Origin of the sequence: Streptomyces sp. NRRL S-118 (assembly GCF_000716335.1) — a bacterium.
GTDB lineage: Bacteria > Actinomycetota > Actinomycetes > Streptomycetales > Streptomycetaceae > Streptomyces.
Genome location: NZ_KL591008.1, coordinates 94,941 through 115,607, shown reverse-complemented (window position 1 = coordinate 115,607; position 20,667 = coordinate 94,941). Strand labels below are relative to the sequence as shown.

Here is a 20,667-nt window from a genome sequence, read left to right as displayed (position 1 = left end):
CGGGCGACCGAAGAGCAGATCGCGCAGAGCATGGAGGGTTCCATGGAGCGAGGGAGCGGCCGGCTCAGCCGTCGCAGGGACGACGAGATGAAGCACCAGCTGCAAGGGCTGCTCCGGTCCGGTCACCCCACCAGGACGGAGGAGTGGCACGATCCGGAGCCGCAGGCCGACGACGACCCCGAGGTGCCGTCGAGCCGGGTCACCTCCGACCGGTTCGAGGCGCTGCGCCTGGAACTCGGCAGGCATCTCGCCCGCACGCCTTTCCCGGCGCACCGCGGCGACCTCATCCGGGTGCTGCGCGAACGACACGCCCCGGATCCGCTGACGGAGCTGGTGTCGGGGCTGCCGGGCGACGCCACGTACCACAGCGTCCAGGACGTGGCCGTGGCCGTGCACCGGACGTGACGGGACCGGGGGCCGGAGGGCATGGCCCTCCTCCGCCCGGGTACTCCGGGCGGAGGTCGCACCCCGGAAGGACCGAGGGCAGGGAAGGCGGACGGACACGATGGCACAGCTGGTGAGGCAAGTGATGACGCCGGGCGTCGCCGCCGTGCGGCCGGGCGCGTCCCTCGTCGAGGCCGCGCAGTTGATGCGGTCCCAGGACATCGGCGACGTGATCGTCGCGGACGGGGACCGGATCATCGGCATGGTCACGGACCGCGACATCGCGGTGCGTGCGGTCGCCGACGGTGTCGACCCGCTCACCGTCGACGCCCAGTCCGTCTGCACCCCCGACCCGGTGTGCGTCACCCCGGACGACGAGGTGGCGGCCGCCGTGGAACTGATGCGCCGCCATGCGATCCGGCGGCTGCCGGTCGTGGAGGACGGGCGGCCGCTCGGCATGGTCAGCATCGGGGACGTGGCGGTGGCAATGGACCCCGGCTCCGTCCTCGCCGACATCAGCGCGGCGGAGCCCAACACCGAGCCGGCCTGACCGGCGGCGACCCCGCGCAGGGCCGGACTGGCAGGAAAGGAACGGAACATCGTGCAGATCGCATTCCTCGTGGCGCCGCAAGGCGTCGAGCAGGTGGAGCTGACCGATCCGTGGCAGGCGGTCGCGGACGCCGGTGACACCCCACGGCTGCTGTCGACCAGGTCCGGGAAGATCCAGGCCTTCAACCACCTGGACAAGGCGGACACGTTCCCGGTCGACGACACCGTCGCCGACGCGTCGCTGGCCGACTACGGCGCGCTCGTCCTGCCGGGCGGGGTCGCCAACCCGGACTTCCTGCGGATGGACGAGCAGGCGGTCGCCTTCGTCCGCGCGTTCTTCGACGCGGGCAAGCCGGTCGCATCGATCTGCCACGGGCCGTGGACGCTGGTGGAGGCGGACGTCGTGCGCGGCCGGACCCTCACCTCGTGGCCCAGCCTGAGGACGGACATCCGCAACGCCGGCGGCGAGTGGGTGGACGAGCAGGTCAAGGTCTGCGAGGCGGCGCCCAGCACGCTGATCACCAGCCGCAAGCCGGACGACCTCAAGGCGTTCTGCGAGGCGTTCACCGAGGTGTTCGCCAAGGTCTCGCGGGGCTGACGCACCCGCGCCGGCCGGCTCCTCGTCCAGCGCGGCGGACGAGGAGCCTTTCGGGGGGCCGCCCCGCCGGAGGGACGATCCGGAGCCGTGACACCCGACGTACGTCCGGGAGACCCGGAGGTGACGACGTATGGCCGGCACACTGACCGCACGACACGCCGAGGCCGTGGAACTCTTCGGCCGGCGCGTGCACGCCGTCCGGGACGACCAGTGGGACGACCCGACACCGTGCACGGAGTGGTCCGTGCGTGATCTCGTCAACCACCTCACCGGGGAACAGCTGTGGGTGGTCCCGCTGGTACAGGACGGCCTGCGGATCGAGGACGTCGGCGACCGCTTCGACGGGGACGTCCTCGGCGACGACCCGGTCGGCGCGTGGGACCGGGCGGCCGCTGCCGCCGTCGAGGCGTTCCGGCAGGAGGGTGCGCTGGAGCGCACCGTGCACCTCTCCTACGGCGACACGCCCGCCGCCGACTACTGCCACCAGATGATCGACGACGCCGTCATCCACGCCTGGGACCTGTCGCGGGCGATCGGCGCCGACGAGCGGCTGCCCGCGGCCCTCGTCGGCTTCACCACCCGGGACATCGCCCCGCAGGCGGCCGCCCTGTCGCGCAGCGGCCTGTTCGCGCCGCCGGTCACACCGCCGGCCGACGCCGACCCGCAGACCAGGCTGCTGGCTCTCGTGGGCCGCGCGGCGTGAGGGCGCCCGCCCCCGAGTACCTGTAAGTGACCCACACCCGGCCTCCGGGAGGGACCCATGCAACTCGCTTTTCTCACCAGTCTCTTCGACCGTCCCGGCCCCTGGGCCAGTGTCTATCTGGACACCTCACGGATCGACGAGTCCACCAAGGACCGGCGTGCGCTGCAGGCCAAGGAGGTGTGCGGCGAGCTGCGGGCCCAGGGCTGCGATCCGGAGACCGAGCGCGCCGTGTTCCAGGCGCTGACGGACGAGCCCCGGCCGCCGGGCGAGGCGGGCCGCGCGGTGTTCGCCGCGCACGGCGAGGTCGTCCTCGATCCCCCGCTGGGCGTACGGCCGCAGGCTCCGTCGCTGGTCACCTGGTCGGCGCTGCCCCATCTGAGCCCGCTGCTGGACCTGGCGGCACAGGAGCCCGTCTGCCTGGTCGCGTACATCGACCGCACCGGCGCGGACCTGGAGCTGCGCACCCCGCTCGGCGGCCGTCCGGCCGGAAGCGTCGAGGGCCGCACCTGGCCGGTGCACCGCACCGCGTCCGCCGACTGGTCCGAGCGGCACTTCCAGCTGAGCGTCGAGAACACCTGGGAGCAGAACGCCGCCGAGATCGCCGAGGCGCTCGCCGCATGCGAGCACGAGACCGGTGCCGATCTGATCGTGCTGGCCGGTGACCCTCGCGAACGGCGTTCCGTGCACGAGCGGCTCGCCCCCGACGTGCGGGCGCTCGCCGTGGAGAGCGACCACGGCGGACGGGCCGCGGGCGCGAGCAGGCGGCTGCTGGACCAGGACGTGGAGGCGGCCCGGCGTGATCACCTCCGGCGCATGGCCGCGTCGGAGCTGGACCGGTTCCGTGCCGCGCGTTCCGGCGGCGGGGCCCGTCCGGAGGGCGCGGCCGAGGGGGTGCCCGCGCTGGTGGAGGCGGCACGCGAGCACCGGATCGCCGAGCTGCTGATCCGTACGGAGGGCCCGGACGCGCACCGTGAGGTGTGGGTGGGCGCCGAGCCGGACCAGATCGCCGTGCGCCGCAACGAGACGCAGTACCTGGGCGAGACGGAACCGATGCCGGCGCGTGCCGACGACGCGCTGATCCGCTCGGCGGTGATGACCGGCGCGGACGTGCTGCGGGTGCGGCCGGAGTTCGAGAACGAGGTCCCGGTGGGCGGCCTCGGGGCGCTGCTGCGGTGGCCGTACGAGGAACGCGAACGCGAGCGCGAGGTGGAGCCCGCCTGACCGTGCGGGGCCGGCACGCCCGGCGCCCCGCCGCGACCCGCCCCGCCGGGGCCGTGGCCGGGCGGGCGCGTGCCGGGCGGCGGAGCGGGTAGGCGCGTGCCATGTCCGACGTCTACTGGGAGCAACCCGCCGACACCGCCCGTGCCCGGGTCACGGAACTGCTCAGCGCCTGGGACCGCGATGTCTTCCACCGCGTGGCGACCCGGCACTGGCCGGGCGCCGAACCGCTGCTCCCCCGGCTGAGCCGCAGCGCGAACCACGGGCTGCTCTGGTTCGGTACGGCGGCCGGGATCGCGGCGCTCGGGCGCGGGGCCCGCTCGCGCAGGGCGGCGGTCCGCGGGGTGGCGTCGCTGGCACTGGCGTCCGCCACCATCAACACCGTCGCCAAGCGGTCGGTGCGGCGCGCGCGTCCCGTGCTCGACGTGGTTCCGGTGGTGCGGCGGCTGAAGAAGCAGCCGTTCACCACGTCGTTCCCGTCCGGGCACTCGGCGTCGGCGGCGGCCTTCGCGACGGGCGTCCTGCTGGAGTCGCGCGGCTGGGGGGCAGCCGTGGTGCCGGTCGCCGCCGCCGTCGCGCTGTCCCGCGTGTACACGGGGGCGCACTATCCGAGCGACGTGCTGGTGGGCGCGGCGCTGGGGGTGGGCGCCGCCTTCGCCGTGCGGGGCCTGGTGCCCACCCGCTCCCAGCTGCCGGCGCCGGGGCGGCCGCACGCCGACGCGCCGGCGTTGCCGGACGGTACGGACGTGGTGGTGGTCGTCAACCTCGCGTCGGGTTCCGCGACGGACATGGCCGCCCTCGTGCGGGACGCGCTGCCGGGGGCCGAGGTGGTGGAGTGCCCGGCGGAGGAGGTCGAGGAGGAGCTGGAGCGGGCGGCGGGGCGGTGCCGGGCCCTCGGTGTCGTGGGCGGCGACGGCACGGTCAACCGTGCGGCCGTCGCGGCGGCCCGGCACCGGGTGCCGCTGGCGGTCTTCCCGGGCGGCACCCTCAACCACTTCGCGTACGACCTGGGCGTCGAGTCGGTCCAGGACACGTGCCGCGCGGTGGCGGACGGCGACGCCGTGCGGGTCGATCTCGGGCGTTTCACGCCCGGCCCCGACGGCGCGGACCACGGCTACTTCCTCAACACGTTCAGCCTGGGCGTGTACCCCGAGCTGGTGCGGCTGCGGGAGCGCTGGTCGCCGCGGATCGGCGGCGTACCGGCCGGCGTGCTGGGGGCGCTGAAGGTGCTGCGGGGCGAGCACCCGCTGGAGGCGGAGCTGCACGGCCGGCGGCGCCCGCTGTGGCTGCTGTTCGCCGGGAACGGCATGTACCGGCGGATGGGCCCGACCCCGGGCCGTCGCGCCGACCTGGCGGACGGCCTGCTGGACGTGCGGGTGGTGCACGGCGGGCGGCTGCCGGGGCTGCGCCTCCTGGCGGCGGTCCTGGCGGGCCCGCTGAGCCGTTCGCCGGTGCACGCGGCGGTGAAGCTGCGGCGGCTGCGGATCGAGGGCCTGTCACCGGGCACGGTGCTGGCGTACGACGGCGAAGTGACGCAGGCGCCGCCGGACCTGCTCGTCGACAAGCAGGACGAGGCGCTCACCGTCTACCGGCCGCAGATCCGTTCCTGACGCGCCGGCGGGCAGCGCCTCGCCGGGTCGGGCGGCCGGTCCGTCCGGCGGGGCCGGCCGGGTTCGGGAGCCGGCGCGGAAGGCAGGACGACGCCGTCCCGGGGGCTCCTCCTACGGGTTCACGCCCGGCTTCTCCCCGGTTCTCTCCCTCCCGGCGGCACCTCCCCTATGGCACCACCGGGCTCACCTGGTTGCCGGGATGGGTGCCGGTGGCCGGCCGGGCGACGGGTCCCCAGTGCCAGGGCAGTTCCTTCACCGCCGCGGTGCCGGGCAGCGTGATGGACGCGCGCGCGGGATCGATCCCGCCGGCCCCGCCCCGCTGGGCCGCGACGAACGTGAGGATCAGCCGCGCGGTGGAGCCGCGCCCCAGGGACACCGTGACCGGCGCGACCGCGACCTGGTCGAAGAGCGTTTCCGCGATGTCTCCCCGCGCGAGCCTCACCAGGGGATAGCCGCGCAGCGTGCACTCCCCCGCGCCGTTGTTGCGCACCTCCACGACGGCGGTCCGCCGGGAGCCGGGCGCGCTCCCCCCGGGTACCGCCGTGCCGCCGGGTGCCCAGGACAGTGCGAGCGCGGCGCCGCGGCAGGGGGCGGGCACCGCGGCGGCCGGGCCGGGGGCCGATAGCAGCACGGCGGCCGACGCCGTCAGGACGGCCAGGCAGGTGCGCACGCGCGGGGCACGGGAGGGCCGGGTCATGGGCCACCTCCACGGCGAGGGAGCAGGGGGCGTGTCCATTATCGGCCGCCCTGCCGCCATGTTCATGTCGGCAGCACGCCGCCGGGCAGCCACCGTCGCCGAGCCGCAGCCGGCCGGTCACCGCCCGCCGGAGCCTCAGCGCTTCAGCGCTGCCGCGTCCCCCATGACGATCACCGGCTCCTTGGCCGGGTCGAGGGCGAGCAGCAGCTCCCGCATCCGCTCCAGCGGCAGGGAGATGCAGGCCCGGGTGGGGCCGCCGTGGTCGACGTGGATCCAGACGCCGCCGCCCATCTCGGTGCCGAGCGGCCGCGTCTTGTCGAGGGGCGAGACACCGCGGGTGCGGTTGTAGTCGATGGCCACGACGTGGTCGAAGGAGCCTTCGAGCGGTTCGCCGAGGAATCCGGTGCCGGACATGTTGAACTCCTCGTCCTGGTCGTAGGTGAGGCGTGTGCCCGGGTCCGGCAGGCGTCCCCCGGCGTCACCCAGCGGGAATACGCCGACAGGGGTGCGCAGGTCACCCGCGCGGTGGTCGTCGGTCCAGCCGCGCAGGGCGTTGTGGGCCCGCCACTGGCCGGTGACGGCGTACCAGCCGAGCGCAGGGTCGTGCTCGTACAGGACGGCGGTGGAGCGCGGTGCGTCGCGGCCTTCGCCGGTGACGACGAGCGCCTGGCGTGTGCGGGCCGGGATCCGCGACCGGGTGAGCGGGCCGAGGCCGGGCAGGTCACCGGCGCGGGCGCTGGGCGCCAGGGCGGGCGGGCCGGGGGCCGGTGAGGACGCGTCCGGCGACGGCGAGGAGCGCGGCGGCGCGGTCCTCGCCTCCGCGCCCCGGGCGGCGGGAGCGGACGGTGACTGGGCGCATCCGGTGAGCAGGAGCCCGGCGCACAGCGCGGTGAGCAGCACGGTGGCGCCGGAGATGAGAGGGATGTCCGATCGTGTGGCCATGAAACCAGATGATCTGCCGCTCGCTCCGGTCCCGCACGGCGGCGTGCGTGACGCGCGCGAAGTTCGCCCGGTCCACCTACGCCCCGCGGAAGCGGTTGTCCGCACCGGCACGACGGGCCGTTCATGTCGCATGCCCGCAGCGCGGAGATCGCCGCCGAGCTCTTCGTCCCGCTCTCCACGGTGAGGACGCACCTGGCGAACGTGCGGACCACGCGGGAGGCCCGCAACCGGGTGGAGATCGCCGCGCGGCGTGGGAAGGCGGGCCGGCCCGGTCAGGAGCCGGCCCCCGCGCCACCCGCCGGCTGCGGGTCGCGGACGACGGCCGGCGTCCGCGGCTGACGGAGCAGGCGCGCGGCGGCGGTTTCGGCCTGGCCGGGATCGCCGGGCGGGCCCGGGCGATGGGCGGCGAGCTCCACGCGGCCCCGGCCGCCGAGGGCGGCTGGACGGTGGCGGCGGTGCTGCCGCCGGGCGGGGGCGTGATGCCCGGCGCCTCCGGGCGGGCGCCGCGGGGCAGGCTCACAGCAGGGATCCGAGCGGCCCCAGGTCGATGTTGAGGTCCTCCGGCTCCAGTCCGAACCGCGTCCGGAGGATCTCCATGCGGTCCTCCAGCAGCATCAGGGTCGTCCCGATGCGCTCCTCCTGCTCCTCGGACAGGTCGCCGCCCTCCACGCGGCGCAGCGCCTGCCGCTCCATGAGCTGGCGCAGCAGCTCGATGACGGTCAGGACCAGGCGGGCCAGGTCGCGCTCCACCGTGTCGGGATCGAGTTCCACCCGGCGCCGCGGACGGCCGTCGGCGTCGCCGCCGGCATCCGTCCCGCCGGGGGCGGCGGCGCCCGGGGACACCGCGCCGGTGTGCGCGGTGTCCGTGCCGGCCGGGTCCGGGCCCGCGCCGTCCGGAAGCGCTTCACCCGCGAGGGTCCCGCCGGAATGCGTCCCGCCCGGAGGTGTCCCGCCGAAGAGCGACCCGTCCGGATGCGGTGCGCCGCGGTACGGGCCGCTCATACGCGTTCCACCTCCCCGAGGCCCCACGGCGAGGGCACGTCCGCGCTCACCGAGCTGATGAGCGCCTTCAGGTCGACCCGCACGAGGTCGACGTCGGCGATGCTGAGCGTGAGGTCCCCGCTGATGACGACGCCGCCCGCCAGCAACCGGTCCAGCAGGTCCACCAGGGCGACCCGGCGGTGCTCGACGGTCATGCGCCTCCTTCCGTGCTCCCGGCGAAGGAGTACGGCGCCCAGGGCCCGGTGAGTTCGACGCGGACGCCTTCCTGCTCCCCGGAGAGGCTGCCGACGAGTTCGACGAAGCCCTCGCTGCGTTCCCGGTCCACCAGGTAGGCGGCGTTGAGGACGTTGACGCCGGTGGCCCCGGACAGCCGGGCGTCCTGCGGCGGGTGGACCGTGCCGGCCTCGGCGTACCCGGCGAGCGCGCCGTGGAGCCTGCGGCAGACGTCCTCCGCGCGCTGGAGGCCCTCCTCGCGGCCGCGGCGCTCCTGGAGTCGGCGGCGCAGGTAGTCGCGGCCACCGCCCCCCGACGAGGCCCGGGCGGCGGCGCCCGCGGGCTCCCGGGCCTGCTGCGGCTCGGGGTCGGCGTACACCTTCACCCCCCACTCCACCCGGCCGTCCAGCCGCTCCAGCGCCTGTACGAACCGGTCGTGCCCCTCCTCCAGCAGCCGTCGCACCCCGCTGTCGTCCCGGCAGACCGTGGCCAGCCGCAGCGGCAGCGGGCACGTGACCGTGGTGAGCGCCGCGATCACGGCGTCATGGGCGCGGGCGGTGCCGGCCAGCCAGTCGAGGTCCTCCAGCCGTGCCCGCAGCGGGGCTTCGTCGAACTCCCCGGCAGGGACGGCGCCGACGACCGCGACGAGGTCGCCGTGGCGCAGCAGCCGAGGCGGTTCGCCGCCGATGCCGTGCGCGCCCTCGGGCAGGATCCCGTCGAAGGGCCGGCACACGGCGTAGACGTACCGCAGCTGCGGTGTACGGATGGTCATGTCGTCCGCTCCTCCAGTTCGGCGATACGGCGCTGCAGTTCCTCGTTCTCCCGGGCCAGCTGGCCCTGGCGGGCGCGCGAGGAGAGGGCCGGGTCGCTCTCCCACCAGTCGATGCCCATCTCCTTGGCGCGGTCCACGGACGCGACGACGAGCCGCAGCTTGATGGTCAGCAGCTCGATGTCGAGCAGGTTGATCTTGATGTCGCCGGCGATGACGACACCCTTGTCCAGGACGCGCTCCAGGATGTCCGCGAGGTTGGCGCTGCTTCCCTCGGACGCGTACGGGGAGGGCAGACGGCCGGAGCCGGGGGCGGGGATGGTCATGTCTGTCTCGTGCCCTTCTCCAGGCGGGCGAGGAGCTCGTCCTCCTGGCGGTCGAATTCCGCCTCGTCGATCTCGCCCGCCTCGAGCCGTTCGGCGAGGCGGGCGAGTTCGCGCTGTACGGCGGCCGGGTCGTAGTACTGCCGCTCGGCCTCCTGCACCACCTGGCGCAGCACCCATGCGGTGCCGCGCAAGGGGGCGGCGGGAAGCAGGAGCAGTTCTCCCAGCAGGCCCATGGGCTACTCCACCGATCCTTACTCCACGAAGCTGTACGGCGGCAGCGGGCCGTTGACCTGGAGGACGAGGTGGCCGTGCTCCTTGCCGAGCCTGTCGACGGCGGCGACGAAGGCGTCGGCCTCGTCCCGGTCCACCAGGAACGAGATGTTCGCCAGCCAGCCGCTGTTCTCCGGGCCGGGGCGGACGTCCACCGCCGCGCCCTCCAGCGCCTGCTGCACCGTCACGGCGTCGCGTGCCTCGCGCTGCTTGACCGCCGCCACGACGCGTTCGCCGAGGGCCAGCTTCTGCTCGTACGAGCCGCCGCCGGCGGCCCGGTTGGCCTCGCTGAGCGCCCGCAGGTCGGGGTCGTCGGCCAGCACCTGGTGCAGGACGGACTCTTCGTCGTGGGTGGCCTTGACGTTGTACTCGACCTTGTTGTCGAGGGCCTTGAGCCGCTCCAGGTAGTGGTCCTCGCGTTCGCGCAGCACCGCGACGACCGTGTCGTCGTCGGGCGAGACGCCGCCGAACCGCATGGGCAGGACCGGGCCGCCGGCGCCCGCCTCGGCGAGCACGCTCTGGTGCGCGAGCAGGTCGCGCCGCTTGGGCTTGAGGTCCTCGGGCGCCTCGCTCACCAGCGCGGCGAGTTCGCCGTGGGTGAGGACGCGGACCGTGCGGGCGGGGTCGCCGATGCCGCCCATCTTCTCCGGCAGATCGGGATGTGAGCTGCGGACGATCCCGTAGACGTACGTGCTCACTTCTCCTCCTCCTGCTCCTGCTTCTTGCGCGACGACGACGACGAGCGGCTGCCACCGAGGCTGTCGGATATCGACTGGGCCGCGCCGCTGATGGCGCCCTTGGTCTTGCCCCGCGCGCCGGACTCGGTCATCTCACCGACCAGGTCGGGCAGTCCGGGGTTCTTGCGCGGTCCGGCCTCCAGGTCGAGGCGGTTGCACGCCTCGGCGAAGCGCAGGTAGGTGTCGACGCTGGCGACGACGACACGGACGTCGATCTTGAGGATCTCGATGCCGACGAGGGACACGCGGACGAACGCGTCGATGACGAGTCCGCGGTCCAGGACGAGTTCGAGGACGTCGTACAGGCCGCTGGTACCACCACTGCCGCCGGTGCCGACGGCGCCGCCTTGCTGTGCCGCAACAGTCATTGTCTGGTGCCTCCCTGAGGGGGTCTGTCGTGGTCCCGGCCGGACCGTCCGCGGTCCGTTTCCGGGACGTGGTGCCGGTCCCTACCGGGACCGGTCGGCCCTGCCGCGCTCGTAGCGGCGTACGCGCCGGTAGCCGACGAGTTCGCCCTCCTGGTCCACTTGGACCTCGTACGAGGCGAGCAGGCTCATCGTGTCGGGGACACGAGCCAGTTCGAGGACTTCGACGGTCAACGTCCAGCCGTCCTCGGTGCGTTGGAATGACGACACGGATTCCGCTTCCATGCCGGTGAGTTCGGTGAGTTGCTCGCTTGCGCGGCGCAGGGTCTCGGATGTATTGGCCATGACTGCATGCGGGTTGCCGCCCCTGGAGCCCGCAAACCCGGGCGCCCGGAACCGTTCCCCCACCCACCCGTTCAGCGCAGGGCGTCCAGGCGCCGGCGGGCGGGGCCGAGGGAGCGGGGCCGCACCGCGTCGGCCTGCCAGGGCCGGGTCCCGGCCTGTTCGAGGGCGTCGCGGACGGTCCAGCGGCGGGCGTGCGTGCCCGGCTCGTCGAGCTGCTCCCAGGTCAGCGGCGCGGCGACCGGTGCTCCCGGCCTGGCCCGTACGGACCAGGGCGCGACGGCGGTCTGGGCGTAGCCGTTGCGCTGGACGTCGAGGTACAGGCGGTCGCCGCGGGCCTGCTTCCGCGCGGCGGTGGTGAGTTCGTCCGGGTGGGCCGCGGCGAGGGTCTCGGCGAGGTCGCGGGCGAAGGCACGGACGTCGTCGTGGGTGGCGCGCCCGGCGAGCGGGACGACGACGTGGACGCCCCTGGAGCCGGTGGTCATCACCACGCAGGGCAGCCCGACGGCGTCGAGGAGCTCCCGCAGCGCCTGCGCGGCGCGGCGTACCGCGCGGAAGCCGTCCTCGGGGGTTCCGTCCCCGGGGGCGGGGTCGAGGTCGAAGACCATGCGGTCGGGCAGGTGGAGCCGGTCGGCCCTGGACTGCCAGCGGTGCAGGGTGAGGGCGGCCCGGTCGGCGAGGTGGAGGAGGGTGGCGGTGTCGTCGCACACGGTGTGGGTGACGGTGCCGCCCTCCTTGGGCACCTCCACGCGGCGGACCCAGCCGGGAAAGTCGTCCGGGGTGTCCTTCTGCATGAAGCGGGGCCCGTCGATGCCGTCGGGATGCCGCTCCAGCATCAGCGGCCGACCGCGCAGGTGCGGCAGCATGAACGGCGCGACCGAGCGGTAGTACGTGACGAGGTCGGCCTTGGTGAGACCGTCACCGGGGAAGAGGACCTTGCCGGGGCGGTGGATCTCCACGCTCCTGCGCCCGGCGCGGACGGTGCGGGTACCGGTACTGTGCGTGCTGCTCCTGGTCATCGGAAACGACTACCCGCCGCCGGGGCGCGCAGACGACCATGGGGACCATGAACCACGTCCTGGACACGCCGCGGCTGAGGCTCCGCCCGTTCACCGAGCAGGACCTGGACGAGGTGGTGGCGCTCGACGACGACCCCGACGTGATGCGGTACATCAACGGCGGCCGGCCGGCCTCGCGCGACGAGATCCGTACGGTGTCCCTGCCCCGCCTGCTGGGCCGGGGCTTCCGGGCGGCGGAGTCCCGCGCCACGGGCGAGTGGCTCGGCTGGTTCTGCCTCGCTCCGCTGTCGGACGGCTGGGACACCGTGGAGCTGGGGTACCGCCTGCACCGCCGCGCCTGGGGCCGGGGCTACGTGACCGAGGGCGCGCGGGCCCTGATCGCCGAGGGCTTCACCACCCTGGGCGTGCGGCGGGTGACGGCGCAGACGATGACGGTCAACACGGCGTCGCGCCGCGTGCTGGTCAAGTGCGGGCTCACCTTCGTCCGCACCTTCTTCGAGGAGTGGCCTGAGGTGATCGAGGGCTCGGAGGAGGGCGACGTGGAGTACGCGCTCACCCGGGAGCAGTGGGCCCACTGACCCCTCCCCCGGCCCGTCCGCACATGCGTCAGGGAGTGGTCACGCCCTCCTCGACCATCAGCTTCACCGCGGCGGCGATCGACTCGGCGTCGATGCCCGCGGCGTGCAGCTGCTCCTCGGGGCTCGCCGAACCCGGCATGTTCCGCACGCCGAGGCGGACCAGCCGCGGGGTGGGGCGGCCGTCGGCGAAGGCCTCGGCGACCGCGTCGCCCAGGCCGCCCTCCGGGTGGTGGTCCTCCACCGTGACCAGGCAGCCGGTCGCGGCCGCCGCGGCCTCCAGGGCGGTGGTGTCGACCGGCTTGACCGAGTACAGGTCGACGACCCGGACCGGGATGCCGTGCTCGGCGAGCAGGTCGGCCGCCTCGACCGCCTCGTGGACCGTGACGCCGGCCGCGACGAGGGTGACCCTGTCGTCGTCGCCGCCCCCGCGCAGGATCTTGCTGCCGCCGACCGGGAACTCCTCGTCGGGCCCGTAGATCACGGGCAGGTCGCCGCGCGAGGTGCGCAGGTAGCGGATCCCCGGCAGGTCGGCCATGGCGGCCACCAGCTTCGCCGTCTGGTTGGCGTCGCACGGGTACAGCACGGTGCTGCCGTGGACCGCGCGCAGCATGGCCAGGTCCTCCAGCGCCATCTGCGACGGGCCGTCCTGGCCGATGGCGACGCCGGCGTGCGACCCGATGAGGTTGATCCCGGCGCGGCTCACCGCGGCCATGCGGATGAAGTCGTGCGCGCGGGTGAGGAAGGCGGCGAACGTCGAGGCGTACGGCACGTAGCCGCGGGTCTGCATGCCGACGGCCGCCGCCACGAGCTGCTGCTCGGCGATGTAGCACTCGAAGTACCGGTCGGGGTGGGCCTTGGCGAAGAACTCGGTGCGGGTCGAGTCGCTGACCTCGGCGTCCAGGGCGACCACATCGCCGCGCGCCGAGCCGAGCGCTTCCAGGGCGTGCCCGTAGGCGGTGCGGGTGGCGACCGCGTCGCCGATGTCGTAGCGCGGCAGCTCGACCGCGGCGCCCCGGGCGGGCCGGGGGGCCGCCACGTCCGGCGGACGCTGCACGGACACGTGGCCGGAGCGGGGGCCGCCCAGCTCGGCGACGGCGGCCTCGGCGTCCTTCAGGGGCTTGCCGTGGAAGCCTTCGAGGTCCTCGACTGCGGCGACCCCGCGGCCTTTGCGGGTGGCGGCGAGGATCGCGGTGGGCTGCCGGACGGTCGACCGCGCTTCGGCGTAGGCGCGGTCGACGGCCTCGACGTCGTGCCCGTCGGCCTCGACGACGTGCCAGCCGAAGGCGTGCAGCCGCCGGGCGTAGGCGCCCAGGTCGTGCTCGTGACGCGTCGGTCCGCGCTGCCCGAGCCGGTTGACGTCCACGATCAGGGTGAGGTTGTCGAGGTGGTTGTACGCGGCGTGCTCGACGGCCTCCCACACCGAGCCCTCCGCCATCTCGCTGTCGCCCGACAGGACGTACACGCGGTACGGGAGCCGGTCGAGCCGCTTGCCGGCGAGCGCCATGCCGACGCCGACGGGCAGCCCCTGCCCGAGCGAGCCGGTGGCGACGTCGACCCAGGGCAGCCGGGGCGTGGGGTGCCCCTCGAGGCGGCTGTCGAGGGTGCGGTAGGCGGCGAGCTCGTCGTCGCCGATGGCGCCGGCCGCCCGGTACATGGCGTACAGCAGCGGTGTCGCGTGCCCCTTGGACAGCACGAACCGGTCGTTGGCGGGGTGCTCGGGCCGGTCGAAGTCGTACCGGAGGTGGTGGGCGAGGAGGACGGCCCCCAGTTCCGCGGCGGACATCGAGGACGTGGGGTGGCCGGAGCCCGCAGCCGCGGAGGCGCGGACCGCGTCGACCCTCAACTGCTGGGCCAGCGAAGCCAGTTCTTCGTGGTGCATGTCACTCCTTGCCGCTCGTGCCGCTCGCGCCGCCGTCATCGTTCGGGCCGCCGCCCGCGCGGGCTGCGCTCTTGGCGAGTTCGGGCGAGGCCGTGTCCAGCGGCACCTGCCAGGAGCGGACCAGGCCCAGTTGCACGGCCTGCCGGGGCAGCGCCGCGTCCAGCAGCCAGTCCGCCGCGACCCGTACGCGGTTGCCGGGCATGGCGGCCAGGTGGTAGCCGCGGGTGACGGCCCCGGCGACGGGCCCGGACAGTGGGACGCCCATCGGGTTGGCGGCCGCCTTCACCCCTCCGAGGTCCACGGCGAAGCCCATGTCGCTGTGCCGGTATGGCGCGGCCTCGCCGACGCCGAGGGACGCGGCGACGTTCCGCGCGGCGGTCTTTCCCTGCCTCGACGCGTGCTGCGCCGTCATCGGGGTGTACTCGCCGGGGCGGGTCAGGTCCGGTACGGCGGCGGCGTCGCCGCAGGCGAAGACGTCGGGGTGGCCGGGGACACCGAGCTCCGGCGTGACGACCAGACGGCCGCGTTCCACGGGCAGGCCCAGCTGGGAGACGAGCGGGTCGGGCCGTACGCCGACGCACCAGATGAGGGAGCGGGTCTCGACGAACTCCCCGTTGTCGAGGAGGACCCCGTCCCGCGTGGACTCCTTCACGGAGGTGCCCATGCGCACCTCGACGCCGCGGCCGCGCAGCACCTGGTCGGCCGTGCCGGAGAGCCGCTCGTCCAGCCCGGGCAGGACCCGGTCGGCGACGTCGAGCAGCATCCAGCGGGGGCGTGCGCCCCTGGGCCAGGCGGGGTGCTTGCGGACGAGCGCGTCGGTGAACATCTTGCCGTGGGCGGCGACCTCCGTCCCGGTGTAGCCTGCGCCGACGACCACGAAGGTGCAGCGCGAGGTGCATTCGGCCGGGTCCTTGGCGCCGGCGGCGAGCTCGATCTGCCGGGTGATGTGGTCGCGCAGGTAGAGCGCCTCGGGCAGGCCGCGGAAGCCGGTGGCGTGCTCGGCCACGCCGGGGATCGGCAGGAGCTTGCTGACGCTGCCGACGGCGAGGACGAGCCGGTCGTACCCGAGCTCCCCGGTGGTGCCCTCGGGGTCGGTGTAGTGGACCTTGCGCCCGTCGAGGTCGACGTGGTCGGCCTCGCCCAGCACGAGCCGAACGTGGCGCAGGGTGCCGGGCAGGGAGACGGTGACCCTGCGGGGCTCCAGGATGCCGGCGGCGACCTGGGGCAGCAGCGGCAGGTACAGGAAGTAGTCGGTGGGGTTGAGCAGCACGATCTCGGCGCGGCCGCGCAGGGTCCGGCTCAGGCCGCGGGCCGTCTGGTAGCCGGCGAATCCGGCGCCGACGATCACGATGCGCGGCCGGCGGCGGAGGGCCGCTCCGGCGGGCGGGCCGGTGGGCGTCGGGTTGACGGACGGGGTCACAAAGGCCTCCAGCGTCATATCCGGGTGAGGCGGGCAGAACGGATGGATCGGACGAACCTTCCCGGTGCCCTGGTGCCCGCCGGCCAAACGCGGCGGGGCCCGCCGCGCGACACCGCTCCCCCGCGCGCGCCCGCCCGGGCGCCGGCCCCGGCGCCGCCCGTACCGGTGGCGGTCGGCGTCCGCCGGCCCGCGCGGGTGACGGCGGCCACCGCTGCGGCCGCTCCGGCGACGGCGGCGGCCAGCACGGCCGGGTGGCGCAGCAGCACGGTGTCGGCGTACAGGTCGCGGGACTCGCCGTCGAACCGGCCGTGGGCACCGAAGTCCCGGCCCAGGGCGCCGTCCACCGGCGCCCACAGGTTGCTGGGGGCGGGCTCGTCGGCGTGCGGCGCGGCAGCGTCCCCGCCGGGGGCGATCTCCGCCGGCTCCTGCTGCCGGCGGAATCCGGTGCGGGCGAGGTAGCGGTCGAACAGGCCGGGCGCGAGCGCGTTGACGACGAGCGCGGCGGCCGTGGCGGCGCCGACCCGGTACTCGCGGCGGCCCGGGTGGTCGGCGGCGTGCACGACGGCACGGGCGGCGACCTCGGGCTGGTAGACAGGCCCGAGGGGGCGGGCGCGGCCCGGCAGGCGGGAGAGCGCCCAGTCGAACTGCGGGGTGTTGACGGCCGGCAGCTGCACCATGGTGGTGCGCACCCTGCTGCCGGCGTGCAGCAACTCGCAGCGCAGGGACTCGTTCCAGCCCTGGACGGCGTGGACCGCACCGCTGTACGCGGACTGCAGCGGCACGCCCCGGTAGGCGAGGGCCGAGCCGACCTGGACGACGGTGCCGTGGTCGCGCGGCACCATGCGGCGCAGGGCGGCACGGGTGCCGTTGACGCACCCGAGGTAGGTGACCTCGGTGACGCGGCGGAACTCGTCGGCGCGGATCTCGGTGAACGGTGCGAAGAGACCGACGGCCGCGTTGTTCACCCAGACGTCGATCGGGCCGAGCTCCGTCTCGATCCGTTCGGCGGCCTCGTCGACCGCCCGCGGGTCGGAGACGTCGACGGGCACGGCCAGTGGTGTGCCGCCGGCCGCCCGCACGTCCTCGGCCGCGCCCGCCAGGCCCCGCTCGCCGCGCCCGAGCAGGGCCACGCGGTCACCGCGCACGGCGAAGGCGCGGGCGGTGGCGCGCCCGACCCCGCTGCCGGCACCGGTGATCACGACCGTGCGCGCCGCGTCCGGGAGGTTCGCGTTCATGGGCCGCGGGTACCCGGGCCGCCCGCCGGATAACGCCCGGGGCCGCCGGAGCGCCGAGGGAGGAGCCAGGCATGCCCGGAGAGGGAGACCCGCAGGACGTGGTCGCGTTCCTGACGGAACAACACGCCAGGATCCGCCGGCTCTTCGACGATGTGGCCGGGAGCCGGGGGCCTGAGCGCGCGGAGCGCTTCGGTGAACTCGTCCGGCTCCTGGCTGCGCACGAGGCGGCGGAGGAGGAGATCGTCCATCCCTTCGCCCGCGGCCGCATCGACGGCGGGGAGCCGGTCGTCGAGCAGCGACTGGAGGAGGAGCAGGCCGCCCGGCGCGCGGTAGGGGCGCTGGAGGACCTGGACACCGGTACCCCCGCGTTCCTGGAGCGGCTCGCACGGCTGCGGCAGGACGTGCTGGCGCATGCCGAGGCCGAGGAGCGGTACGAGTTCACCCATCTGCGGGTGGCCGCCGGGCGTGCCCAGCTGGAGAACCTGGCGAAGGCGGTGAAGGCGGTCCAGGCGGCGGCTCCCGCGCGGCCGCATCCGGGGACGGCACCGGCGGCGGTGCGCGACGGCCGCTCCTGAGCACGACCCCCACCGGACTGGTCCACATACCAAGACGCAGGTCTCATCACTCGATACACCGGCGTACCGTGGCGGCATGACGGACGCTGTGTACACACATGGGCACCATGAGTCGGTCCTGCGCTCGCACCGCTGGCGTACGGCCGCGAACTCGGCGGGATACCTGCTGGGTGAACTCCGGCCGGGCCTCGACGTGTTGGACGTGGGGTGCGGCCCCGGCACCATCACCGCGGACCTGGCCGCGCTCGTCGCCCCGGGCGGCCGCGTGACGGCGGTGGACACCGCCGGCGACGTCCTGGAGCAGGCCCGGACGCTGACCGCCGGGCGCGGTCTGGAGAACGTGGACTTCGCGGTCGCGGACGTCCACGCGCTGGACTTCCCCGACGACTCCTTCGACGTCGTCCACGCCCACCAGGTGCTCCAGCACGTGGGCGATCCGGTGCGGGCCCTGCGCGAGATGCGGCGGGTGTGCCGCCCCGGCGGCGTGGTCGCGGCCAGGGACAGCGACTACGGGGCGTTCACCTGGTTCCCGGACGTCCCCGCCCTCGACGCGTGGCAGAGCCTCTACCGCCGCGTGGCGCGCGGCAACGGCGGAGAGCCCGACGCGGGCCGCAGGCTGGTGTCGTGGGCCCGGCGGGCGGGCTTCACCGACATCACCGCCACCGCCGCGGCCTGGTGCTTCACCACACCGGAGGAGCGGGCGTGGTGGAGCGGCCTCTGGGCGGAGCGTACGACCGAATCCGTGTACGCGCGGCTCGCGGTCGAGGGCGGGTACGCCTCCGCGGAGCAGTTGGCCGCAGCCGCCGAGGGGTGGCGCACGTGGGGCCGCGAGGAGGACGGGTGGTTCCTGGTGCCGCACGGCGAGGTGCTGTGCCGGGTGTGATCCACCGGACCCGCCGAACGGATCTCACGGCCCGGCGCCGCCAACTACCCTCACCCGTATGGAGATCCTCGGGACCACCCTGCGCATCTGCCTCGACGACCTGGAGACCCTGGACCGGTCCGTGGTCTTCTACGAACGGCTCACCGGCAGCCGGGCGCTCCGCTTCGAGCGGGGCGGTGTGTCGGTGGCGGCCGTGGGCTGCTTCCTGCTGATGAGCGGCCCCGAGTCGGAGCTGGCGGTGCTGCGCAAGGTGTCGGCGACGATCGCGGTGGAGGACGTGGACACCGCGCACGCCACGCTCACCGAGGTCGGCGCGCAGGTCCTGGCGGGACCGGTGCCGACGCCGGTGGGGCGCAACCTGATCGCCGTCCACCCGGACGGGTCGGTCTTCGAGTACGTCGACCGCCGGCGCCCGTAACACCGGGGCGCCGGCGGTCGGCGCAGCCGAACACGGACGGGAAGGAACGGGCGCGGACGGGAAGGAACGGGGACGGCGTACGGCGGGGCCCGGCCGGAGGAGCTGCAGAACTGGTACGTGAACTTCGAGCACCCCACCTGCCGACCGAGGTCGGCTTCGACACCTTCGGCCTCACCGTGGACCTGGTCGTCGACCCTGACCTGACCCGCTGGGAGTGGAAGGCGACCCATGGCTCCCCCACGCCGGGCGGAGGAGTGGCTGGAGACCGCCCTGGACGTTCTGTCCTACCGGGTGACCTACCAGGTCACCGATCCCGTCCTCGCGCTCGGCAGCACACCCGACGCGAGTCAGACTCCTCGCAGGGCCGCACGGTTCAACGAGCTGAAGCGGGACCTACGCGACTGGGGATAACCGCGCGCTCCTTTGACCGCCCCGCGCTGCAGGGGGGTCGGGCCGGGTTCGCCCCTCTCCGCGCATCCTGATATTTGCGATGTCCTGCGGCGGCGCCTGGTCAGTTCGCGGCAACATGTACTCCCAGCAGACTGACGAAGCGGAACGAAGATCTCCACGACGGCGCAGCTCAAGCGGGTACTGGGAAGGACGTGCCATGACTCGATCCTCTCAAATGATCGAGTCCCTACCGAACCCGGAACGGTTCACTGGGCAATACACCTAGGCCTCCGCTCGAGTAGCGAACGGAGGCCTAACCACACGTGGGGCGTGCCGACGACAGAGTCATTGACAGGTTGAGGTGTCCTGCTGCCCGTCAGGAGCGGAACCTCGCTTCGTGCGCCTCAATGTAGATGAGGACGGGCTTGATCGTTTCTCCTTCACCTACCGGTTGCAGCTCGACGTGCAGTTCCTTGACCGCTTTGAGGGCGCCTACCTGTTCCCTGGGGAAGCCCTGTCGCCGGGCCTCAGTCTGTGCCTCGAACAGGGCACGGACCCGTTCCCAGGCGGCCGCGGGCTGGAAATGGGCGATCGTCCATGGTTGATCAGCGGTCGGTGAGGACAGCGAACCGACAAGGTCGTCACCGCACCTGACCCACCACACAATCTCTGCGTTGTTCTCGGTGCCTGTTGGCATGCGTCCTCCTAGAGCGTTCGTCCGAGGTCCCGCGTGATCTGCTCGAGGCTGGTGCCAGCGGGCCAGTACTTGACGATCGCATCACCTTGCAGGGAGAACTTCACGAGGATTTCCTTATCCCGGAAGGAGGTCTCCCCCAGTTCCAGTCCCAGCTCGCGGATGTAGTCCGGGACGTCCAGTCGGGCACCGGCGTCCACCGTTTCCGAGGTGACGCGGCTCAGGTCCCGTGCGCATCTCGTGCAGCCGTCCTGCCTGTGCCGAGCAGCGCCTGCCGTCCGCGGCCGCCGGCCGTGCGGCCGCCATCGCCCACCTCAAGGCCCACCTACGCGCCGCCCCCGCCCCCAGACCCGAGGCGTACTGCGCATGCAAGCTGGAGGGCTGCCACACCCACCTCCCCGACACCGGCCGGCATACGCGTGCCGAACCCTGGCGGTGCGGCGGCCCGGTCGTCCTGGCCGTGATCACGGACCGGGAAGGACGCTGGTGGCAGGCCCTGGAGTGCTGCTCCCGGTGCGCGGCCGCCACCCCCGGCGCCAAGACCGCAGCCACCTCCCAGCCGCCCAGCCCGCCAGCCACCGGCCGCCCGGCTCCCACAGCCACGGATACCGGCGCGGGCACGAGCGGGCCGCAGTTCTCCTCGGTGAGCGGGCGGAAGCTGACCAGGCGCTGGCCGTCCAGCCGCTCCCCGGAGCCAGAGCGCGGGGGTCGGGGCGTGGACGATCGACGGATGCGGCGCGTGCGGTGACCGTACTGGCACTCCTCGGGCACCCCGATGCCGCTGTGGGGCTGCTGTGACCGGTGGCATTCAGGTAACGGTCACCGTTCGTCGATAACCGCAGATTGGCCTG

Annotated in this window: 28 protein-coding genes; 12 read left to right on the top strand and 16 right to left on the bottom strand. The window is 74.1% G+C overall.

Annotated features, from left to right (window positions below; all coding sequences use genetic code 11):
• The first annotated feature begins 42 nt into the window (after nt 1-42).
• From IH00_RS0116045 to IH00_RS0116020, 6 genes are all read left to right on the top strand, one after another.
• Complete coding sequence (locus IH00_RS0116045; protein ID WP_031074061.1) at nt 43-405, top strand: DUF2795 domain-containing protein; 363 nt, start codon at nt 43-45, stop codon at nt 403-405.
• 100 nt (nt 406-505) lie between these two features.
• Complete coding sequence (locus tag IH00_RS0116040; protein WP_031074059.1) at nt 506-934, top strand: CBS domain-containing protein; 429 nt, start codon at nt 506-508, stop codon at nt 932-934.
• 51 nt (nt 935-985) lie between these two features.
• The gene (locus IH00_RS0116035; RefSeq protein WP_031074057.1) at nt 986-1,531 is read left to right on the top strand and encodes a type 1 glutamine amidotransferase domain-containing protein; all 546 of its coding nucleotides are present in this window, start codon (nt 986-988) and stop codon (nt 1,529-1,531) included.
• 130 nt (nt 1,532-1,661) lie between these two features.
• Nucleotides 1,662-2,234, top strand: a complete 573-nt coding sequence (locus tag IH00_RS0116030; RefSeq protein ID WP_031074055.1) for a TIGR03086 family metal-binding protein — start codon at nt 1,662-1,664, stop codon at nt 2,232-2,234.
• A gap of 57 nt (nt 2,235-2,291) precedes the next feature.
• Entirely contained in the window at nt 2,292-3,455 is a 1,164-nt protein-coding gene (locus IH00_RS0116025) for a baeRF2 domain-containing protein (protein WP_031074053.1), read from the top strand.
• A 101-nt stretch (nt 3,456-3,556) separates the two neighbouring features.
• The gene (locus tag IH00_RS0116020) at nt 3,557-5,062 is read left to right on the top strand and encodes a bifunctional phosphatase PAP2/diacylglycerol kinase family protein (protein ID WP_078887779.1); all 1,506 of its coding nucleotides are present in this window, start codon (nt 3,557-3,559) and stop codon (nt 5,060-5,062) included.
• A 166-nt stretch (nt 5,063-5,228) separates the two neighbouring features.
• On the opposite strand, the gene IH00_RS0116015 is transcribed toward IH00_RS0116020, so the two are convergent.
• Nucleotides 5,229-5,759, bottom strand: a complete 531-nt coding sequence (locus IH00_RS0116015; protein ID WP_031074050.1) for a DUF4232 domain-containing protein — start codon at nt 5,757-5,759, stop codon at nt 5,229-5,231.
• Nucleotides 5,760-5,894: 135 nt separating this feature from the next.
• The gene (locus IH00_RS0116010) at nt 5,895-6,701 is read right to left on the bottom strand and encodes a hypothetical protein (RefSeq protein ID WP_031074048.1); all 807 of its coding nucleotides are present in this window, start codon (nt 6,699-6,701) and stop codon (nt 5,895-5,897) included.
• A gap of 123 nt (nt 6,702-6,824) precedes the next feature.
• Here IH00_RS0116010 and IH00_RS45430 point away from each other — a divergent pair, with 123 nt between their 5' ends.
• Nucleotides 6,825-7,040, top strand: coding sequence for a helix-turn-helix domain-containing protein (locus IH00_RS45430; protein ID WP_031074046.1), 216 nt, complete (start codon nt 6,825-6,827; stop codon nt 7,038-7,040).
• A gap of 177 nt (nt 7,041-7,217) precedes the next feature.
• On the opposite strand, the gene IH00_RS0116000 is transcribed toward IH00_RS45430, so the two are convergent.
• The 9 genes from IH00_RS0116000 to ligD all read right to left on the bottom strand — a co-directional run bounded on the left by IH00_RS0116000 (nt 7,218) and on the right by ligD (nt 11,744).
• Nucleotides 7,218-7,472, bottom strand: a complete 255-nt coding sequence (locus IH00_RS0116000; protein WP_031074044.1) for a gas vesicle protein K — start codon at nt 7,470-7,472, stop codon at nt 7,218-7,220.
• Nucleotides 7,473-7,699: 227 nt separating this feature from the next.
• Nucleotides 7,700-7,897, bottom strand: a complete 198-nt coding sequence (locus IH00_RS0115995; protein ID WP_031074043.1) for a gas vesicle protein — start codon at nt 7,895-7,897, stop codon at nt 7,700-7,702.
• On the bottom strand, nt 7,894-8,688 hold the full coding sequence (locus IH00_RS0115990; protein WP_031074038.1) for a GvpL/GvpF family gas vesicle protein: 795 nt from the start codon (nt 8,686-8,688) through the stop codon (nt 7,894-7,896). Before IH00_RS0115990 ends, IH00_RS0115995 begins: the two co-directional genes overlap by 4 nt.
• Nucleotides 8,685-9,011, bottom strand: a complete 327-nt coding sequence (locus tag IH00_RS0115985; RefSeq protein WP_031074036.1) for a gas vesicle protein — start codon at nt 9,009-9,011, stop codon at nt 8,685-8,687. Before IH00_RS0115985 ends, IH00_RS0115990 begins: the two co-directional genes overlap by 4 nt.
• Nucleotides 9,008-9,244, bottom strand: a complete 237-nt coding sequence (locus IH00_RS0115980; RefSeq protein WP_031074034.1) for a gas vesicle protein GvpG — start codon at nt 9,242-9,244, stop codon at nt 9,008-9,010. Before IH00_RS0115980 ends, IH00_RS0115985 begins: the two co-directional genes overlap by 4 nt.
• 18 nt (nt 9,245-9,262) lie before the next feature.
• Complete coding sequence (locus IH00_RS0115975) at nt 9,263-9,979, bottom strand: GvpL/GvpF family gas vesicle protein (RefSeq protein WP_031074032.1); 717 nt, start codon at nt 9,977-9,979, stop codon at nt 9,263-9,265.
• On the bottom strand, nt 9,976-10,386 hold the full coding sequence (locus IH00_RS0115970; protein ID WP_031074031.1) for a gas vesicle structural protein GvpA: 411 nt from the start codon (nt 10,384-10,386) through the stop codon (nt 9,976-9,978). The genes IH00_RS0115975 and IH00_RS0115970 overlap by 4 nt, the downstream gene beginning before the upstream one ends.
• An 81-nt stretch (nt 10,387-10,467) precedes the next feature.
• The gene (locus IH00_RS0115965; protein WP_420710880.1) at nt 10,468-10,803 is read right to left on the bottom strand and encodes a gas vesicle protein GvpO; all 336 of its coding nucleotides are present in this window, start codon (nt 10,801-10,803) and stop codon (nt 10,468-10,470) included.
• The gene (gene ligD / locus IH00_RS0115960; protein ID WP_031074027.1) at nt 10,800-11,744 is read right to left on the bottom strand and encodes a non-homologous end-joining DNA ligase; all 945 of its coding nucleotides are present in this window, start codon (nt 11,742-11,744) and stop codon (nt 10,800-10,802) included. The genes IH00_RS0115965 and ligD overlap by 4 nt, the downstream gene beginning before the upstream one ends.
• Nucleotides 11,745-11,791: 47 nt before the next feature.
• Here ligD and IH00_RS0115955 point away from each other — a divergent pair, with 47 nt between their 5' ends.
• The gene (locus IH00_RS0115955) at nt 11,792-12,322 is read left to right on the top strand and encodes a GNAT family N-acetyltransferase (RefSeq protein ID WP_031074025.1); all 531 of its coding nucleotides are present in this window, start codon (nt 11,792-11,794) and stop codon (nt 12,320-12,322) included.
• A 28-nt stretch (nt 12,323-12,350) separates the two neighbouring features.
• On the opposite strand, the gene IH00_RS0115950 is transcribed toward IH00_RS0115955, so the two are convergent.
• From IH00_RS0115950 to IH00_RS0115940, 3 genes are read right to left on the bottom strand one after another with little or no spacing between them, the layout of a single operon-like run.
• A complete protein-coding gene (locus tag IH00_RS0115950) occupies nt 12,351-14,201 on the bottom strand; it encodes a transketolase (protein ID WP_031074023.1) in 1,851 nt (616 codons plus the stop codon).
• 1 nt (nt 14,202) lies between these two features.
• On the bottom strand, nt 14,203-15,621 hold the full coding sequence (locus IH00_RS0115945) for an NAD(P)/FAD-dependent oxidoreductase (protein WP_052411415.1): 1,419 nt from the start codon (nt 15,619-15,621) through the stop codon (nt 14,203-14,205).
• Between the two features lie 14 nt (nt 15,622-15,635).
• Nucleotides 15,636-16,856 carry an SDR family oxidoreductase gene (locus IH00_RS0115940; RefSeq protein ID WP_063835379.1) on the bottom strand — a complete coding sequence of 407 codons (1,221 nt, stop codon included), beginning with the start codon at nt 16,854-16,856 and terminating at the stop codon, nt 15,636-15,638.
• A gap of 71 nt (nt 16,857-16,927) precedes the next feature.
• On the opposite strand from IH00_RS0115940, the gene IH00_RS0115935 reads away from it, so the two are divergent.
• From IH00_RS0115935 to IH00_RS0115920, 4 genes are all read left to right on the top strand, one after another.
• Nucleotides 16,928-17,431 (top strand): hemerythrin domain-containing protein, encoded by a 504-nt coding sequence (locus IH00_RS0115935; protein WP_052411414.1) that lies wholly within the window; start codon nt 16,928-16,930, stop codon nt 17,429-17,431.
• A gap of 76 nt (nt 17,432-17,507) precedes the next feature.
• Nucleotides 17,508-18,314 carry a methyltransferase domain-containing protein gene (locus IH00_RS0115930; protein WP_031074012.1) on the top strand — a complete coding sequence of 269 codons (807 nt, stop codon included), beginning with the start codon at nt 17,508-17,510 and terminating at the stop codon, nt 18,312-18,314.
• A gap of 58 nt (nt 18,315-18,372) precedes the next feature.
• Nucleotides 18,373-18,732, top strand: a complete 360-nt coding sequence (locus IH00_RS0115925) for a VOC family protein (RefSeq protein ID WP_031074010.1) — start codon at nt 18,373-18,375, stop codon at nt 18,730-18,732.
• A gap of 228 nt (nt 18,733-18,960) precedes the next feature.
• Nucleotides 18,961-19,143, top strand: a complete 183-nt coding sequence (locus IH00_RS0115920) for a hypothetical protein (protein ID WP_052411413.1) — start codon at nt 18,961-18,963, stop codon at nt 19,141-19,143.
• A 355-nt stretch (nt 19,144-19,498) separates the two neighbouring features.
• On the opposite strand, the gene IH00_RS42755 is transcribed toward IH00_RS0115920, so the two are convergent.
• Together IH00_RS42755 and IH00_RS0115910 are read right to left on the bottom strand one after the other, a co-directional pair.
• A complete protein-coding gene (locus tag IH00_RS42755; protein WP_158827832.1) occupies nt 19,499-19,819 on the bottom strand; it encodes a hypothetical protein in 321 nt (106 codons plus the stop codon).
• Nucleotides 19,820-19,827: 8 nt separating this feature from the next.
• Nucleotides 19,828-20,016, bottom strand: a complete 189-nt coding sequence (locus IH00_RS0115910; RefSeq protein ID WP_031074006.1) for a hypothetical protein — start codon at nt 20,014-20,016, stop codon at nt 19,828-19,830.
• Nucleotides 20,017-20,667: the final 651 nt, after the last annotated feature.

What these genes read in the sequence shown, in the direction of transcription:
- IH00_RS0116045 (WP_031074061.1), top strand. Translation starts at nt 43, where the DNA reads ATGGAGCGAGGGAGCGGCCGGCTCAGCCGTCGCAGGGACGACGAGATG.
- IH00_RS0115940 (WP_063835379.1), bottom strand. Translation starts at nt 16,856, where the DNA reads ATGAACGCGAACCTCCCGGACGCGGCGCGCACGGTCGTGATCACCGGT.
- IH00_RS0115920 (WP_052411413.1), top strand. Translation starts at nt 18,961, where the DNA reads ATGGCTCCCCCACGCCGGGCGGAGGAGTGGCTGGAGACCGCCCTGGAC.
- IH00_RS0115930 (WP_031074012.1), top strand. Translation starts at nt 17,508, where the DNA reads ATGACGGACGCTGTGTACACACATGGGCACCATGAGTCGGTCCTGCGC.
- IH00_RS0116020 (WP_078887779.1), top strand. Translation starts at nt 3,557, where the DNA reads ATGTCCGACGTCTACTGGGAGCAACCCGCCGACACCGCCCGTGCCCGG.
- IH00_RS0116040 (WP_031074059.1), top strand. Translation starts at nt 506, where the DNA reads ATGGCACAGCTGGTGAGGCAAGTGATGACGCCGGGCGTCGCCGCCGTG.
- IH00_RS0116030 (WP_031074055.1), top strand. Translation starts at nt 1,662, where the DNA reads ATGGCCGGCACACTGACCGCACGACACGCCGAGGCCGTGGAACTCTTC.
- IH00_RS0115995 (WP_031074043.1), bottom strand. Translation starts at nt 7,897, where the DNA reads ATGACCGTCGAGCACCGCCGGGTCGCCCTGGTGGACCTGCTGGACCGG.
- IH00_RS0116010 (WP_031074048.1), bottom strand. Translation starts at nt 6,701, where the DNA reads ATGGCCACACGATCGGACATCCCTCTCATCTCCGGCGCCACCGTGCTG.
- IH00_RS0115935 (WP_052411414.1), top strand. Translation starts at nt 16,928, where the DNA reads ATGCCCGGAGAGGGAGACCCGCAGGACGTGGTCGCGTTCCTGACGGAA.
- IH00_RS0115980 (WP_031074034.1), bottom strand. Translation starts at nt 9,244, where the DNA reads ATGGGCCTGCTGGGAGAACTGCTCCTGCTTCCCGCCGCCCCCTTGCGC.
- IH00_RS0115990 (WP_031074038.1), bottom strand. Translation starts at nt 8,688, where the DNA reads ATGACCATCCGTACACCGCAGCTGCGGTACGTCTACGCCGTGTGCCGG.
- IH00_RS0115925 (WP_031074010.1), top strand. Translation starts at nt 18,373, where the DNA reads ATGGAGATCCTCGGGACCACCCTGCGCATCTGCCTCGACGACCTGGAG.
- IH00_RS0115985 (WP_031074036.1), bottom strand. Translation starts at nt 9,011, where the DNA reads ATGACCATCCCCGCCCCCGGCTCCGGCCGTCTGCCCTCCCCGTACGCG.
- IH00_RS0115950 (WP_031074023.1), bottom strand. Translation starts at nt 14,201, where the DNA reads ATGCACCACGAAGAACTGGCTTCGCTGGCCCAGCAGTTGAGGGTCGAC.
- IH00_RS0115955 (WP_031074025.1), top strand. Translation starts at nt 11,792, where the DNA reads ATGAACCACGTCCTGGACACGCCGCGGCTGAGGCTCCGCCCGTTCACC.
- ligD (WP_031074027.1), bottom strand. Translation starts at nt 11,744, where the DNA reads ATGACCAGGAGCAGCACGCACAGTACCGGTACCCGCACCGTCCGCGCC.
- IH00_RS0116025 (WP_031074053.1), top strand. Translation starts at nt 2,292, where the DNA reads ATGCAACTCGCTTTTCTCACCAGTCTCTTCGACCGTCCCGGCCCCTGG.
- IH00_RS0115970 (WP_031074031.1), bottom strand. Translation starts at nt 10,386, where the DNA reads ATGACTGTTGCGGCACAGCAAGGCGGCGCCGTCGGCACCGGCGGCAGT.
- IH00_RS42755 (WP_158827832.1), bottom strand. Translation starts at nt 19,819, where the DNA reads ATGCCAACAGGCACCGAGAACAACGCAGAGATTGTGTGGTGGGTCAGG.
- IH00_RS0116015 (WP_031074050.1), bottom strand. Translation starts at nt 5,759, where the DNA reads ATGACCCGGCCCTCCCGTGCCCCGCGCGTGCGCACCTGCCTGGCCGTC.
- IH00_RS45430 (WP_031074046.1), top strand. Translation starts at nt 6,825, where the DNA reads ATGTCGCATGCCCGCAGCGCGGAGATCGCCGCCGAGCTCTTCGTCCCG.